The 15,832-nt window shown below is 73.7% G+C and carries 11 protein-coding genes; 7 read left to right on the top strand and 4 right to left on the bottom strand.

The annotated features are described in order from the left end of the window. Positions 1 to 603, top strand: a complete 603-nt coding sequence (locus tag ACOTKD_RS25030) for a peptidoglycan-binding domain-containing protein (protein WP_424891259.1) — start codon at positions 1 to 3, stop codon at positions 601 to 603. Between the two features lie 313 nt (positions 604 to 916). Here the strand turns inward: ACOTKD_RS25030 and ACOTKD_RS25035 are convergent, their stop codons facing one another. Beyond that, positions 917 to 2,314 carry a cation:dicarboxylate symporter family transporter gene (locus tag ACOTKD_RS25035; RefSeq protein WP_424891260.1) on the bottom strand — a complete coding sequence of 466 codons (1,398 nt, stop codon included), beginning with the start codon at positions 2,312 to 2,314 and terminating at the stop codon, positions 917 to 919. A gap of 234 nt (positions 2,315 to 2,548) precedes the next feature. Here ACOTKD_RS25035 and ACOTKD_RS25040 point away from each other — a divergent pair, with 234 nt between their 5' ends. The 4 genes from ACOTKD_RS25040 (at position 2,549) to ACOTKD_RS25055 (ending at position 7,340) form a co-directional block, all read left to right on the top strand. Then, positions 2,549 to 4,243 (top strand): sensor histidine kinase, encoded by a 1,695-nt coding sequence (locus tag ACOTKD_RS25040; protein ID WP_424891261.1) that lies wholly within the window; start codon positions 2,549 to 2,551, stop codon positions 4,241 to 4,243. Further along, positions 4,240 to 4,941: a response regulator gene (locus ACOTKD_RS25045; RefSeq protein ID WP_424891262.1), complete on the top strand. Its 702-nt coding sequence runs from the start codon at positions 4,240 to 4,242 to the stop codon at positions 4,939 to 4,941. The genes ACOTKD_RS25040 and ACOTKD_RS25045 overlap by 4 nt, the downstream gene beginning before the upstream one ends. 135 nt (positions 4,942 to 5,076) lie before the next feature. Continuing rightward, a complete protein-coding gene (locus ACOTKD_RS25050; RefSeq protein ID WP_424891263.1) occupies positions 5,077 to 6,444 on the top strand; it encodes an extracellular solute-binding protein in 1,368 nt (455 codons plus the stop codon). A gap of 53 nt (positions 6,445 to 6,497) precedes the next feature. Beyond that, complete coding sequence (locus tag ACOTKD_RS25055) at positions 6,498 to 7,340, top strand: carbohydrate ABC transporter permease (protein ID WP_424891264.1); 843 nt, start codon at positions 6,498 to 6,500, stop codon at positions 7,338 to 7,340. Between the two features lie 34 nt (positions 7,341 to 7,374). Here ACOTKD_RS25055 and ACOTKD_RS25060 read toward each other — a convergent pair whose 3' ends face one another. After that, a complete protein-coding gene (locus ACOTKD_RS25060) occupies positions 7,375 to 8,145 on the bottom strand; it encodes a hypothetical protein (protein ID WP_424891265.1) in 771 nt (256 codons plus the stop codon). Positions 8,146 to 8,295: 150 nt separating this feature from the next. Here ACOTKD_RS25060 and ACOTKD_RS25065 point away from each other — a divergent pair, with 150 nt between their 5' ends. Continuing rightward, entirely contained in the window at positions 8,296 to 8,736 is a 441-nt protein-coding gene (locus tag ACOTKD_RS25065) for an RICIN domain-containing protein (RefSeq protein ID WP_424891266.1), read from the top strand. Between the two features lies 1 nt (position 8,737). Here ACOTKD_RS25065 and ACOTKD_RS25070 read toward each other — a convergent pair whose 3' ends face one another. After that, a complete protein-coding gene (locus ACOTKD_RS25070; protein WP_424891267.1) occupies positions 8,738 to 12,877 on the bottom strand; it encodes a Pls/PosA family non-ribosomal peptide synthetase in 4,140 nt (1,379 codons plus the stop codon). Positions 12,878 to 13,175: 298 nt separating this feature from the next. Between ACOTKD_RS25070 and ACOTKD_RS25075 the strand changes: the two genes are divergently transcribed. Next, a complete protein-coding gene (locus ACOTKD_RS25075; RefSeq protein ID WP_424891268.1) occupies positions 13,176 to 15,260 on the top strand; it encodes a hypothetical protein in 2,085 nt (694 codons plus the stop codon). Here ACOTKD_RS25075 and ACOTKD_RS25080 read toward each other — a convergent pair. Next, the gene (locus tag ACOTKD_RS25080) at positions 15,193 to 15,795 is read right to left on the bottom strand and encodes a TetR/AcrR family transcriptional regulator (protein ID WP_424891269.1); all 603 of its coding nucleotides are present in this window, start codon (positions 15,793 to 15,795) and stop codon (positions 15,193 to 15,195) included. The genes ACOTKD_RS25075 and ACOTKD_RS25080 overlap by 68 nt on opposite strands. Positions 15,796 to 15,832: the final 37 nt, after the last annotated feature.

Genomic DNA, 15,832 nt, shown 5'->3' on the forward strand with positions numbered 1-15,832 from the left:
ATGCGCATGCGCAAGCTGATACGAACGGCCGCCGCTGCCCTGCTGGCGGGCGGGATCGCCCTGGGCGGCACGGCCACGGCCCGCGCGGAGCAGCCGGCGGGGGCCGGGACGGTGCCGGGGGCGGACGTCCAGTGCCCCGACCTCGCGTACGGGTCGGCCGGGGTCTGCGCGGCCGTCCTGCAGAAGCAGCTGAACGACCACGGTGCGGGCCTGGTCGTCGACGGCATCGTCGGCCCGAAGACCAAGGCGGCGATCGAGGACTACCAGCGGGCCCACGGACTCGCCGCCGACGGGATCGCGGGCCCCAGGACCCGGGCGTCGCTGACCGCCGAGGCCCCGCCGCCCGCCGTGCAGCGGCACGTGTGGGTCATCCAGGAGCCGGCCGAGGAGAACCGGGCGCCGAACCTCTACGACAAGGTCAAGAACGGCGCTTGCGACACCACCGGCAAGGGCGTGGGGGCCCTGGCCGGCGCGGCGGTTGCCCTGTTCCTGTCGGAGACGGGCCCCGGGGCGGTCGCGGGCGGCGCGGTCGCGGGGTTCGGCACGGAGTCCTTCCTCACCTCGGCGTGCAAGGCGGCCCTCGCCATCGACCCCGCGGCGTAGGGCCCGGCCTGGCCGGGGCCTGCCCGGGGGCGGGTGCCGGGTGCCGGCCCGCCGGGTGAGGCCGCACCGGCCGACCGGGAGGCGGACCTGCCGACTCTCCCGGACAGGGCCCGCTTCCCCAGGCCGGGCCGGCCTCCGCAGGGGGAGCGAGGGAGCGCACGCGTGCCCAGGGCCGCGGCCGCCTCCAGGCACCATCACGGCTCCGGCACGGCCCCGCGCTTCGGCACGGCCCCGCGCTTCGGCACGGCCCCGCGCTGCCGGGCGCCGGACGGACCGGGATCGGCCCCGGCCCCGGCCCGCGCCCGCACCGGCCTCAGGCCGGCACCCCCGCACGCTCCTTCGGCGGCTCCGGCAGGGACCCGTTCCCACTCCCGCCCCCGTCCCCGTGCTCGTCCGCCGTCAGCGTCGTCTCGTCGAACGGCACCCGGCCGGCGAGGACTTCGCCCACCCGCTCCTTGTCGATCTCCTTCGTCCACGTGCCGACGAGGACCGTCGCGACCGCGTTGCCCGCGAAGTTCGTCAGCGCCCGCGCCTCGCTCATGAAGCGGTCGATGCCGACGATCAGGCCGACGCCGTCGACGAGTTCGGGGCGGTGGGACTGCAGGCCGCCCGCGAGCGTGGCGAGGCCCGCGCCCGTGACGCCGGCCGCGCCCTTGGAGGCGACGATCATGAACAGGAGCAGGGAGATCTGCTGGCCCAGGGCGAGCGGCTCGCCCATCGCCTCCGCGATGAACAGCGACGACATCGTCAGGTAGATCGCCGTGCCGTCGAGGTTGAAGGAGTAGCCGGTGGGCACGGTGATGCCGACGACCGGCTTGCTGACCCCCAGGTGCTCCATCTTGGCGATCAGCCGCGGCAGGGCGGACTCCGACGACGACGTCGAGAGGATCAGCAGGAACTCCCGGCCCAGGTACTTCAGCAGCGCGAAGATGTTCACCCCGGCCACCAGCCGCAGCAGCGTGCCCAGGACCACGATCACGAACAGCAGGCACGTCACGTAGAAGCCGATCATGATGACGGCGAGGGACTTCAGGGCGTCGGTGCCCGTCGCTCCGACGACCGCCGCCATGGCGCCGAACGCGCCCACCGGCGCCGCCCACATGATCATGGCGAGGATGCGGAAGACCAGCTTCTGGACGTGCCCGATGCCGCGCAGCACCGGCTCGCCCGCCGTGCCCATCGCCTGCAGCGCGAAGCCCGCGAGCAGGGCGACCAGCAGGGTCTGCAGCACCTGGCCGCCGGTGAAGGCGGAGACCATCGTGGTCGGGATGATGCCGAGCAGGAACTGGGTCGTGGACTCGCTGCCGCCCTTCGCCTGCGCCTCCCCCGCGTGGCGCACCGCGTCCGTCAGGTGCAGCCCGCTGCCGGGCTCCAGGATGTTGCCCACGACGAGGCCGATGGCCAGCGCGACGGTCGACATGACCAGGAAGTAGCCGAGCGCCAGACCGCCGACCGCGCCGACCTTCGCGGCCTTCCGCACGGAGCCGATGCCGAGCACGATCGTGCAGAAGATGACCGGCGAGATCATCATCTTGATCAGGTTGACGAAGCCGGTGCCGAGCGGCTTGAGCCCGACCGCGACGCCCGGCGCCGCGAGGCCGACCACGATGCCGGCGAGGACGGCCGCGATCACGGCCAGGTAGAGGTAGTGGGTCCGGTCCGGCCGCCGGGGCGCCCGCCCGGCCGGTGGTGGTGCTGCCTGTGCCGTCACGGGGGTCTCCTCGTCGTCGCGGCTCTGGGTACGGCTGGGTGCGCCTGCTCAGGCCTGAACAGGCACGGATGGTTTGTCCGAATGGGTCCGGAGAGGCCTGGATGCCTCCAGGTGCGTTCCGGGCGCCCCGCTCTCCCGACGAGGGGGGCTCCGGCGACTATGCACGGCTCTGTGACCGTGGTCACTCTTATGTGCATTACGTTCACGGGCGCGGCCCGGTGCACACTGTCCGCCATGCGCAGACCCCGCATCCGCCGCCCCCGCAGCCTGGCCGGCCAGCTCTTCGCGATGCAGATCGTGCTGGTCACCGTCGTGGTGGCCGGCTGCGCGGCCTTCGCGTACGTCGCCGACCGCGGCCAGGCCGAGGAGGCCGCGCGCCGCGAGGTGACCGCGGCGGCGGTCGCCGTGGCCGCTTCCTCCTCCGTCCGGGACGCGGTCCGCTCGCCCGACCCGGCCGCCGGCCTCCAGCCGTACGCCGAGCGCGTCCGCCACGACACCGGCGTCGACTTCGTGACGATCATGAACCCGGACGGCATCCGCTGGACCCACCCGGACCCCGCCCGCATCGGCGAGCGCTACCTCGGCCACACCGGCCCGGCCCTGCGCGGCGAGACGTTCTCCGAGACGTACACCGGCACGCTCGGGCCGTCGGTCCGCGTGGTCGTGCCCGTCATGGAGGGCGACCGGGCCGTCGCCCTCGTCAGCGCGGGCATCACCGTCGACGCGATCAGCGCCGAGATACGCCGCCAGCTGCTCGGCCTGCTGCTCGTCGCCCTCGGCGCGCTCGGCCTCGGCGGCGCGGGCACGTACCTCCTCAACGCCCGGCTGCGCCGCCACACCCACGGCATGAACGCCACCGAGCTGAGCCGGATGCACGATTACCACGAGGCGACGCTCCATGCCGTCCGCGAGGGCCTGCTGATGCTCGACGGGCAGCACCGTATCGCCCTCATCAACGACGGAGGCCGCGAACTCCTCGGACTCACCGGCGAGGTGATGGGCCGTCGGGTCGACGCCCTGGGGCTGCCGCCCACCCTCACGGACGCCCTGCTGGCCGCCGAGCCGCGCGTCGACGAGGTCCACGCGACCGCCGACCGCATCGTCGTCCTCAACACCTCGCCCGTCTCCGGCGGCGAGCGCCACGGCACCGTCGTCACCCTGCGCGACCACACCGAACTCCAGGCGCTCTCCGGCGAGCTGGACTCCGTGCGCGGCTTCGCCGAGGCGCTGCGCTCGCAGGCGCACGAGGCGGCGAACCGGCTGCACGCCGTGGTCTCCCTGATCGAGCTGGGGCGCGCGGACGAAGCCGTCGAGTTCGTCACCGCCGAGCTCGAACTCGCCCAGGCCCTCACTGACGAGGTGGTCGGCGCCGTCGCCGAGCCCGTCCTCGCGGCCCTGCTGCTCGGCAAGGCCGCCCAGGCCAACGAGCGCGGCGTCGAGCTCGTCCTCGCGCCCGACACGCACGTGGACGACGGCCTGCTGCCGCCCCGCCTGCCCGCCCGCGACCTCGTCACCATCCTCGGCAACCTCGTCGACAACGCCGTCGACGCCGCCGCCGAAGAGGCCAACCGCAGCGCGGCGGAGGTCCGGCACGCGCAGGTCACCGTCACCCTGCGCACGGACGAGGCACCCGGCGACCGCGGCGAACTGCTGCTGCGCGTCACCGACACCGGGGCGGGCGTGGCGCCCGAGGTCATGGAGGAGGTGTTCCGGCGCGGCTGGTCGACCAAGTCGCCCGGCGGCGCGCCCCACGGCCGCGGGCTCGGCCTCGCGCTCGTCCGGCAGGCCGTGCGCCGCAACGGCGGTACGGTCTGCGTCACCGGCTCGCCGGGCGGCGGCGCGGAGTTCACCGTACGGCTTCCCCTGCACGCCACCCACCCCGCGGACCTGCCGCCGACCCCCGCCGTACGGACCGGAGCGCCCTCATGAGCAGACCCGACACCGCCCCGCGGCCCATCCGCGTCCTCGTCGTCGAGGACGACCCCGTCGCCGCCGACGCGCACGCCCTCTACGTCGGCCGCGTGCCCGGCTTCGCCGTGGCCGGGATCGCGCACTCCCTGGGCGACGCCTCCCACTTCCTCAAACGCACGCCCGTCGACCTGCTGCTGCTCGACCTCTTCCTCCCCGACGGGCACGGCCTGCAGCTGCTGCGCTCCCTGCGCACGGCCGGGCACACCGCCGACGTCATAGCCGTGACCTCGGCGCGCGACCTCACGGTCGTACGGGAAGGCGTGTCGCTGGGCGTCGTGCAGTACGTCCTGAAGCCCTTCACGTTCGCCACCCTGCGGGACCGGCTCGCGCGCTACGCCGAGTTCCGCTCGGTCGCGGGCGAGGCCAGCGGGCAGGAGGAGGTGGACCGCGCGTTCGCCGCCCTGCGCGCACCCCAGCCGGCCGCCCTCCCCAAGGGGCTGAGCCAGGCCACCCTCCAGTCGATCACCGAGGCGCTGCGGGGCGCCGGTGACGAAGGCCTGTCCTCGGGATCGGCGGCCACGGCCGTCGGCATCTCCCGGATCACCGCCCGCCGCTACCTCGAACACCTGGTGACGACGGGACGCGCGGCCCGTACGCCCCGCTACGGCCAGATCGGCCGCCCCGAACTGCGCTACCACTGGCAGAGCAGGGCCTGACCCGGCTCCCGGGCCGTCTCCTGCGGGCGGCACGACGCGTGCGGTCCGCACGGAACGGGAACGTACGACTTCAGGAAGGCGCAGCCCGCCGAAGCGCCGCCCCCGGCGCTCAAGGCCCGCCCCCAGGAGGTCGTCGTGCGCCCTGCCACGCCCGCTCTGCTCGCCGTCGCCGCCCTCGCGGCGGCCTCCCTCACCGCCTGCGGCGAGGGCTCCGGCGGCGGTGATCCCGACACCGTCCGGATCGCCTACCAGCGCAACACCGACAACAAGAACCGGATCGTGGACGACTACCTGGCCGGGATCAAGAGACAGTTCGAGCGCGCGCACGAGGGCAAGAAGCTGGAACTGGTGCCGATCCAGGCCGCCCAGGCGGACTACTACGCCAAGCTGCAGCAGATGATGCGGTCGCCGAAGACCGCGCCGGACATCGTCCGCGAGGACACCTTCCTCATCAAGTCCGACATCAAGGCGGGCTACTTGCGCCCGCTGGACGACGAGCTGGCGGGCTGGAAGGACTGGGCGCGGTTCGCTCCGGCCGCGAAGGCGTCGGCGCAGGGCGAGGACGGGAAGACGTACGGGGTGCCGGACGGCACCGACACCCGCGCCCTGTGGTTCAACAAGGAGGTCTTCGCGCGGGCCGGGCTGCCCGCCGACTGGCACCCGCGCACCTGGAACGACGTCCTGGACGCCGCCCGCACGGTCAGGAAGAAGGTCCCCGGCGTCACACCGCTCAACGTCTACACCGGCAAGGCGCCCGGCGAGGCCGCCGCCATGCAGGGCTTCGAGATGCTGCTGTACGGCACGGGCAAGGACCCGCTGTACGACCCGGCGGCGCGCAAGTGGGTGACGTCGAGCCGCGGCTTCCGCGATGCGCTGGAGTTCGTGCGGACCGTCTACGCGGAGAAGCTCGGCCCCGATCCGGCGGACGCCCTCGCTCCCAATGTCGACGGCCGCGTCGCCACGGAGTGGCTGCCGTCCGGCAAGCTCGCGATCGACCTCGACGGCTCCTGGATGGGCAAGTACTGGCAGCCGGGCGGCACGAGGCCCTGGCCGCAGTGGACGTCGGTGATGGGCCGGGTGCCCTTCCCCACGCAGAACGGCGCGGCGCCCGGGGCGGTCAGCATGTCCGGCGGCTGGGCGTGGTCGGTGACCGCCGGGTCCGGGAAGGCCCCTCTGGCGTGGCAGGCGATCGAAACGCTGCAGACGACGGAGAACGCCACCCGGTGGACGGTGAGCGACGGGCAGATCGCCGTACGGGACGACGTGGCGTCCTCGCGCGCGTACTTGTCGTCGATGCCCGGCGTCGACTTCTTCACCGGCCTCGTCCCGTACACCCACTACCGGCCGGCGCTGCCGCTCTACCCGCAGGTCTCCAGCGCCATCAGGGACGCGATGGAGGCGGTGACGACGGGTGACGCGAGCGTGGTGCGGGCGGCGAAGCGCTACGACGAGGAGCTGAAGTCGGTGGCCGGGGCGTCGGGTGTGACGGCGCGGGAGCGGTGACGGTGGCCGGCCGGCACGCGGCCCGGCGCCGGCGGCGGCCCGGGGGGAAGGCCGTGCGCCTGCTGCCCCTCGCGCCCGCGACCGCCCTCCTGCTGCTCTTCCTCGCGGGGCCGGTCGCGTACTGCGTGGCGATCGCCTTCACCGACACCCGGCTGACCGGCCAGGCGTCCGCCTCGTTCGTGGGCCTCGCCAACTTCCGCCGGGCCTTCGCCGACGACGGCTTCCGCAACGCGGTGGTGCTGACGCTCGTCTTCACCGTGCTGTCGTCGCTCGTCGGCCAGAACAGCCTCGGCCTGGCCCTCGCCGGCCTCATGCGGCGCGCCTCCCGCCCCGTGCGGACGCTCACGGGCGCGGTCGTGATCGGGGCCTGGGTGCTGCCGGAGATCGTGGCCGGCTTCCTGCTCTACACGTTCTTCAACCGGCGCGGCACGCTGAACGCCGTCCTGGAGTGGCTCCACCTGCCCGGCCGGAACTGGCTGTTCAGCCTGCCGATCCTGGCCGTCTCCTTCGCCAACGTGTGGCGCGGCACGGCCTTCTCCATGCTCGTCTACTCCGCGGCGCTCGCCGGGATCCCGCAGGAGATCACGGAGGCGGCGGAGGTGGACGGCGCGAGCGGGCCGCGCCGCCTGTGGCACGTCACCCTGCCCATGATCCGCCGCTCGATCGCCACCAACCTCATGCTCAACACCCTGCAGACGCTGTCGGTGTTCGGCCTGATCTGGGCGATGACGCGCGGCGGACCGGGAGACCGGAGCACGACGCTCCCGGTGTACATGTACGACCAGGCGTTCCAGAAGTCGCTGATCGGCTACGGGACGGCCGTCGCACTGCTTCTGCTGCTGGTGGGAGCGCTGTTCTCGGGGGTCTACCTGCGGCTGATGCGGGAGGAGGTGTGAGGCCGCTTCCGTCCTCCCGCACCGGCGACCGGGCTCAGCCGAGCTTCTTGACCTGCGCGTCGACGACGGCCTTCGGCTGCTCGGCCTGGCCGGTGAGGCTCAGGGCGTAGAACGTGGCGACCGTGGCCCCCTTGCGCACGGCGACCAGGTGGGTCGTGCCGGCCTTGCCGTCCAGGTCCATGCCGAGCGTGAAGGCGACCGCCTCGTCGCCCGTGGAAAGGTCGGCGGGCGCGACCTTCGTGAACTTCGTCTTGTCGGAGCCGGCGACGAGGGTGAAGCCGCCGGCGCAGTCCGCACCGGACTTCTTCAGCGCCGCGATCACCTCACCGGCCGCCTTGGCGTCGCCGTACGAGCCCAGCGTGTCGGACGTGATCGTGCCGCCCAGGGCGCCGAGGCCCGCCTTCATCTTGTCCTCGTCGGAAGCGCCCGGGGCGGCGGACGGCGCCGGCGGCAGGACCTTGCGGATGACGGTCGCCGCGGGCGAACCGCCGGAGCGCAGGCTCATGGCGTCCACCAGCGGCTTGCACTCGGCCTTGTCGGTGCTCACGCCCTTGGCGGTGGCCAGGTCCGCCGCAGTGGCCTCGGTGACCTTGCGGCCGGGGACGTCGGCGTCGGTCAGCACGAGCTTCTCCAGCTCGGCCTGGGAGGCGCCCTTCCCGGAGGGGGCGGCCGGAGCGCTGGAGGACGCCTTGTCCTTGGGCTCGTCCTTCTCGGACTTGCCCGAGCCGCCGCAGGCGCTCACGAGCAGAGCGAGGGAGACCGCGGTGGCGGCGACGGCGGTACGGCGGACGGTGGTGCGGCGCATGAAACGTTTTCCTCTGAACTGGATCGGCAAGCGACCCCACATATAGTCATGCGCAGGTAAAAAGTTCAATATCTTTCCCGCCGCCGGACGGCCGGCGCGCATTACGATCACATCTCGAACGCATGATCGACTACGGCTGGGGTTCCGGGCATGGAAGGCACGTACCGCGTACGCAACGCCGGCAGCGGTCTGCTGCTGGAGGTCGAGGGCGGCCGCAAGGGCAGCGGCGCCAACGTCCAGCAGGGCGCGGAGGGCGGCGGCGAGGCCCAGCTGTGGCACGTGAGCCCGGTCCACGAGGGCAGCGGCCTGCACCACTTCGTGAACGCCGCCAGCGGCAAGCGGCTCGACGTCGCCAATGCCAGCACCGAGAACGGCGCGAACGTCCAGCAGTGGAAGGCCAACAACTTCGGCGCCCAGGAATGGCTCGTCGAGCAGCACCTCGACGCCCCGGGCACCGTCACCCTCGTCGCCCACATCAGCGGCCTCGTGCTGGAGGTCGCCGGGGATGCGAAGGAGCCCGGGGGCAACGTCCAGCAGGGTGAGGACAGGGACAGCCCCGGGCAGTGGTGGCGGCTGGAGCCCGCCGGGTGACTCAGTTCCCGCGGCCGGCGTCCAGTTCCGCCGCGGGGTTGCCCCGCCACCGCGTACGGGCCGGTACGTGTTCGCCCTTCATCAGGAAGGAGTCGGCGTCGATGCGGGCGCCGTCGTCGATGACGACGCCGTAGTGCACGAACGCGCCGGTGCCGATGGTGCAGCCGTTGCCGATGGCGATGGGGCGGGACTTGAAGACGCCGTCCTCCAGGGAGTGGGCCTGCAGGGTGCTGCCCGCGTTGAGGGCGCAGTCGTCGCCGACCCGGGTGAGGGTGCGTTCGATGATGCCGCAGCCGTCGTCGAAGACCCGGCGGCCCGTGCGGACGCCGAGGAGCCGCCAGACGGCCGGCTTGAACGGGGTGCCGTTGAAGACGGCGTGATAGGCCGTGGAGGGCACCTTCCAGTACCGCTCGTGCCTCCAGAACGCCTTGTCGTAGAGGGAGCAGAAGCGGGGCCGCAGCCCGTGCGGGCCGACCACGGCCCGCTCGACCAGCGCGAACCAGCCGACGGTGAAGGCGAGTCCGGCCACGATGGAGCAGGCCGTCTCCAGCCAGTGCAGCGCGGCGTCCTCGCCCAGGGGGAGCATGGCGATCAGCACCAGGCCGAAGAGGTACAGGCAGCGGACGGTCAGGAACAGGGCGACGGTGACCGCGTTGTGGCGGTTCTTGGCCGCGAGCCGCCGCCGGCGTCCGGGCCCCGTGCCCAGGGCGCCGACGTCCTGGTCGCGTTCGACCGAGCGGGGGATCTCGAAGGGCGGCGAGCCGAGCAGGCCGGTGGCCTCCTTGAGCGGGCCGCTCACCGGGATCATGACCTTGGTCGCCAGCAGGCAGTCGTCGCCGGTCCGGCCCCCGGGCGGGTAGGCGATGTCGTTGCCCAGGAAGTTGCGCCGGCCGATGGTGGCGGGGACGGCGCGGAAGGACGTGCTGGAGAACTCGGCGTTCATCATGGACAGCCCGTCCGAGACCATGGTCCCGGTGCCGATGCGGCTGAGCGTGGGGACCTCGTGCTTGAGGGTCATGCCGAAGTTGGAGCCGGTCTGCTCGACCGGCCTCAGGCGGTAGCCGAGGGCGCGCAGGTAGTGCACGACGGCCGACGTGTCGCCGAACAGCGCGTTGTAGAAGGTGATGTTGGTGAGCCGGGCGGCGGCGCGCTGCAGCGCGAACTGCACCCCGTACAGCGGATGGACCGCGCCCGGCCGCACGAGGCGGCACAGCGTCCGCGACAGGGCGGTGATCAGGACCGGTCCGGCGATCGCGAGGCCGAACACCACGGCCGCCGAGATCTGCAGGCCGCCGGCGTAGTACGCCCAGGTGTCCGGGCCGGTCGTCCCCGTGACCGCACGGGCCAGCAGGGAGGGCCTGGACTCCAGCAGCGCGGCGACGGCCACGTCGGCCGCCCCGACGGTGGCCACCGCGATCAGCAGCCGGAAGACGCTGTGGCAGGCGCGGCGCAGGTTGCCGCAGCGGGCCGGCGGGACCGTGAGGTACTGGCAGTCCGCCGGCGCCGGGACGGCCGGGGAGCCGTGCCGGCACTGCCCGGCCGGTACGGACTGGCCGGAGTGCAGCGAGGAGGCGTGGCCGAGCTGGGCGCCCGCACCGAGGCGCACATCGATGTCGAGGGTGCTGTGCTCGCCGACGAAGGCGCGGTCGCCGATGGTGATGCGGCCGGTCTCGACGGCCCCGTCGTGGGCCCGGTAGCCGTTGAGGTAGGTGTCCTTGCGGATCACGCTGTCGGCGCCGATCGCGAGCAGGTCGGTGCACACCGGCACATGGGTGGTCAGGATCAGGACGCGGGGGCCGACCTCGGCGCCCAGTGCCCGCAGGTACAGCGGGTACAGCGGCGTTCCGACGCACATCCGGACGAGCGGGTTGGCGACGACCAGGGTCTTGACGCACCAGAAGCGGACGTAGGCCATGCTCCACAGGGGGATCCGCCGCTCTGTCCACCGGCCGATCAGGGCCCACTTCGCGGCGATCGGCACCAGGGCCATCCCGCCCAGCACGGCGGCGGCGAAGGCGACCGCGCGCCCGTAGACGACGTGCCAGCCGCTGCCCTCGATCACCCAGGTCGTCCCGGCGTCCAGCGCCATCGACCCGAGGGACACGTAGACCAGGAACACGAGGAGCTGCATCGTCGCGCACCACGCGTACCGGGCGGTGCTCACCGCCGGTGCGGGCGGCGGCGCGGCGCGCTGTGCCGGCACGCCGCGCTCCGGTGCGGCCGGTGCCGTCCGGTCCAGGAAGGCGGCGAGGCCGCGGACGGTGGGATGCAGGTAGACGTCCTTCATCGACACGCCGGGCAGGCCCGGGCGTTCGCGGACGGCCGCGTTGAAGTGCGCCATCAGCAGCGAGTTGGCGCCGAGCTCCTCGAAGAAGTGACTGTCCGCGGAGACCCGTTCGACCTGCAGGACGCCCGCCAGCAGCTCGGCCAGCGCCCGTTCGGTGCCGGTTTCCGGCGCCGCGTAGGCGCGCTGCGCGGCGAGCCGGCGCGGCCCGCTCGGCGCGGGCAGGCGGCTGCGGTCCGCCTTGCCGCTGGGCAGCACCGGTATCGACGCGACGGGTTCGAGATAGGCGGGGACCATGTAGGCGGGCAGCCGCTCCCGCAGCCGGGCGACGGCGCGTTCGGGGTCCACGGCCGCGCCTTCGCGGGTGGTGTAGAACGCGCACAGCTCCACGGCGCCCGGCGCGGGCTCGTACCGCGTCACCACGGCCTGGGCGATCCCGGGAACGCGGAGCAGCACGGATTCGATCTCGGCGAGTTCCACGCGGTAGCCGCGGATCTTGACCTGGGTGTCGATGCGGCCGTGGTGCTCGATCTCGCCCCGGGGGTTGACCCGCCCCAGGTCCCCGGTGCGGTAGATCCTGCCGGACGGATTGCCGGGGACGCCGAGGAAGTCCGGGACGAAGGCGCGGTCGGTCAGGTCCGGCCGGTTGAGGTAGCCGCTGGCGAGGCCCATGCCGGCGATGCCGATCTCGCCCATCGCGCCCGGCGGCAGGGCCGCGTCCTCCCGGGGATCGAGCAGGACCACCGCGTACGTCGGCAGCGGGACGCCGATCGTCACCGGGCGGTCCGGGTCCAGCAGGGTCCAGGTCGCGGTGACGGTCGCCTCGGTCGGGCCGTACACGTTGAGGAACCGGCGGCCCGGCCGGTGCCAGCGGCTGATGAGGTCCTGCGGGCACGACTCCCCGGACACCAGCAGGAACCGCAGCCCGGACCGCTCCTCGTCCAGCGTGGCCAGCAGCGTGGGAACGCAGCACAGCGCGGTGACCCGCCGCTCCCGCAGGAACGCGTCCAGCTCCGCCCCGAGCAGGCCCGGCCCGGCAGGCCGGGGCACCAGCGTCGCACCGGCCATCCACGGCACCCACGTCTCCTCCACGGAGAAGTCGAAGGCGAGCGTCATGCCCTGGTACACCCGGTCCTCGCCGGTGATCCCGTAGACCTCCGCCGCCACGCGGACGAAGTTGCAGATGGCCGGGTGCCCGATCGCCACCCCCTTGGGGCGGCCGGTGGTGCCCGAGGTGTAGATGACGTAGCAGAGGTCGTCGGGCTGCCGGCCGGCGGCGGTGCCCGGGCGCCCGCGGGGCTGCGCCGCCACCTCGGCCCGCACCCGGTCCAGGTACAACAGTTCGGCGCCGGCGGCGAGATGACCCACCCGGTCGGCGAGACGGGAGAGCGAGAGGACCGTCCGCACGGAGGCGTCGGAGACGATGTACGACAACCGGTCCGCCGGGAAGCCCGCGTCCAGCGGCACGTACACGGCGTGCGCCTTCAGCACGCCCAGCATGCCGGTGTAGGCGTCCACCGCGTCGTCGAGGAGCAGTCCTATCCGGTCGCCGGGGCGGGTGCCCCGCGCGAGCAGGAAGCGGGCGAGCTGATTCGCCCCGTCGTCCAGCTGTGCGTACGTCAGCGCGACCTCGCCGGCGTCCACCGCGAGCCGGTCCTCACACCCCTGAGCCCGCAGCCGGTCGCACCGCTCCTCGAACAGGAGCTCCAGCCGCTCACCGTCCCGCCACCGGGCGGACCCGTCGTCCCCGGCACACGTCAGCAAGCCGTCGGGCCGGCTCGCCGATCGCGGCACCCCGCCCCACGGCGGATCCCGCCGGGGCGCCTCTCCGTCTCTCCGCTCGTCGTACGCCATCATGACATTCAGGGAAATATGGGGCCATTAAAGGCCTCTACATTTTACCGGAGGGAGGCCTGCTCAGCGCTACTCGGTTGTCTACGCCGCACTGCGGACACCCGCTCCGGACAGTGCTCCTCCTCGGCGCCCGGAGACGGCCACCGCGCGGTACGCCGGGTGTACGACTCCGCGCTCCGTGAGGGCGCGCAGTGCATCCAGGGGGCGCGCGGGTGCATGGGGTGTACCAGGTGCTGGACGAGGATCCGTGCGAGGCGGACGCTGCCGTTCGACGGCGCGTCCTTCGTGCCCAGGGGGATATGTGTACAGCGTTCTCTACGGCAGTTCCCGCATCATTCTCACGTCCCGCAGCGGCACCCGGCTCCAGCGTTCGCAGTTGCTCCTCCGCGATCCCGGGCCGCGGCACCGGTGGACCGCTCCGGCGCCCGTGCTGCTGGGCCGGGAGGAGGTGCTGGCCGCCGCCTGGCGGGAGATCCTGGACGGGCGGTCGGTGGAGTTCCACGGGCCCTGCGGGTTCGGGAAGAGCAGCCTGCTCCGGAACATCGCCTCGGGCGGGAGACGCAGCGCCTTCGTGCGCGTCGGCCGGAGTCCGCTGGAGGACGTTCTCCAGTTGCTCGTGGACGAGTTGTACGTGTCCGCGGGGCCGGAACCGGTGAAGTACCCCGGGCCGGTGTGCCGGCAGCTCGTCCGGCACGCCGGGGCGCTGATCGTGCTGGACGACGTGCCGCCCGGTTCGCCGGTCCCGCGCCGGCTGGCGGACGCCCTGCCCGGCTGCGTCCTGCTCGTGGCCGGGGAGCAGCCGGTGCTGGGCGGCGGAGCGGTGGCGTCACGGCCGCTGCCGGGGCTGCCGCAGGACGCGGCGTTCGACCTCTTCGCCGGGTCGCTGGGCCGCACCGTCCGGGACGCCGAACTGCCCGTCGTGCGGCGGCTGCTGGAGGCCGTACGGGGCCGGCCGCTGTCGGTCCGGCAGGCCGCGGCGCTGGTGCGGGCCGGATACCCGGTCGAAGCCGTGGCGGAGCGCGCCGCGCGGGGCGTGCGCGAACTGGACCGGATGAGTGCGGGACGGCTGTCGGGGCGGGAGCGCAAGGCCCTCGCGGTGCTGGCGATCGTGGCCGGGGCCCTGGTCCCGGCGAACTGGGTGTCGGCCGCCGGCGACATCGCCTACGCGGCGCAGACCCTGCTGTCCCTGCACGAGCGGGGGCTCGTCGAGCGCCCGGAGGAGGACCGCTTCGGGCTGCCGGTCTGCCTGGAGGACAGCGTCCGGGACCTGCTGCTCGACGCGGTCTCGCTGAGCGCGACCGTCAACGGGCTCGCCGACTGGCTGGACAACGCCCTCGACGGAGGAGCGCACGGGCTCACGGACGCGCTGGAAGGCGTGGAGGGCGTCGTCGGGCTGCTCGGGTTCGCCGCCGAGCGGGCGGAATGGCGGGCCGTGATCCGGCTGGCGAAGATCGCCGAGGCCGCGCTGTTCGCCGGACGTCGCTGGCAGCAGTGGAAGGAGGTCCTGGAGCAGGGCGAGGACGCGGCCCGGCGGGTCGGCGACCGGGCCTCGGAGGCGCTGTTCGCCCACCAACTGGGCACCGTGGCCTACACCGAGGACCGGCCCGAGGAGGCCGCCGCCCGGCTGCGGCACGCGCTGCAGCTGCGGGTGGCCCTGGGCGACACCGCCGGGGCGGACCTGACCAGGGCGAACCTCGCCTACGTGGAGGCCTCCGGCCCGGGCAGGGGAGAGGGCGGCGACCCGGCCCGGCGGAACCCGCTCCGGAGCGGGCTGCTCTGGATCGCCGGGCTGGTGGCCCTCGTGATCGTGATCGCTGCCGTGCGGGCGGCGATCGCCGGCGGTGACGATCCGCCCCCGGGCCCGCAGCCGGGGCCGCAGGGTTCCTCGGGGCCCGCGGCGGGCGGCAGTCCGTCCCCCGGTGGCCCTTCGGGCGGGGCGAGCGGTCCTCGGGTGAGCGCCAGCCCCGGTCCCGGCCGCAGCGGCGAGGGCCCCGGTCCCATCACCGGCGGCAGCCCCCGCCCCAGCGCAGTTGCGAGCTCTCGGCCCGGTCCGGGCCCCAGCCCGAGCCGTAGCGTCGTGGTCATTCCGGGCCCGAGCCGTAGCTCCGGCCCGAGCCCCTGCTGCAGCAAGAGCCCCAGCGCCGGCGTCAGCAGGAGCCCGAGCGTCAGCACCGGCCCGAGCCGTAGCAAGGGCCCCGTCATCCGCCGGCCCGGCGGGAGCGGCAGCCCGGGTTCCGGCCACGACGGCGACGGCGAGCGCGGCGACAGCGCCCGCGGTGGCGGGCAGCCGCCGGAGCCGCACACGGCATGGCCCGGCTCTATGGCGCTGCTGTCAGGCCGGCCACCAGCTCCTCAGCCTCCACCGCGGGGACTCCCGCCGCGGTGAGCGCGGTCACGGCGGCCGAGCGGCCGGCGTCCGCCGGGGCGAGGACGCCGTCGTTGACGGCCTGCATGAGGCCGAAGAGGACCTGCTCCCGCACGTACGCCAGGGCGATCGCGGGCAGCGGCGAGACGAAGCGGCCCTCGTCCAGGCCGCGTTGCAGCATCGCCGCGCACTCGCGGCGCACCGGCTCCAGGCGGCGGTGGATGCCCTCGACCGTGACGCTGCGCTGGGCCAGGGAGATCAGGAGCCGGTAGCCGTCGGCGATCTCCCAGGCGGCGAGCATGGAGAGGGCGAGCGCCTCGGCGGGGTCGGCGACGTCGCGCAGCGCCTCCGCCTGGGCGACCTCCACCGCGCTCGCGGCGTCGTCGACGAGGGCGCGCATCAGCGCCTCGCGGCTCGGGAAGTGGCCGTAGACCGTGCGCCGGACGACACCCGCGGCCCGCGCGATCTGGTCCATGCTCGCGTCCGCGTCGCGCAGCAGCTCCACGAGCGCGATGTCCATGATGCGGCGGCGATTGGCGTCCGCTCTGCCGGCCATTGGTCTCTTCTCTGTCCGTCGGGCGGCCTTCCGTGGC

This window comes from Streptomyces sp. XH2 (assembly GCF_049725035.1).
Lineage (GTDB): Bacteria > Actinomycetota > Actinomycetes > Streptomycetales > Streptomycetaceae > Streptomyces > Streptomyces roseoverticillatus.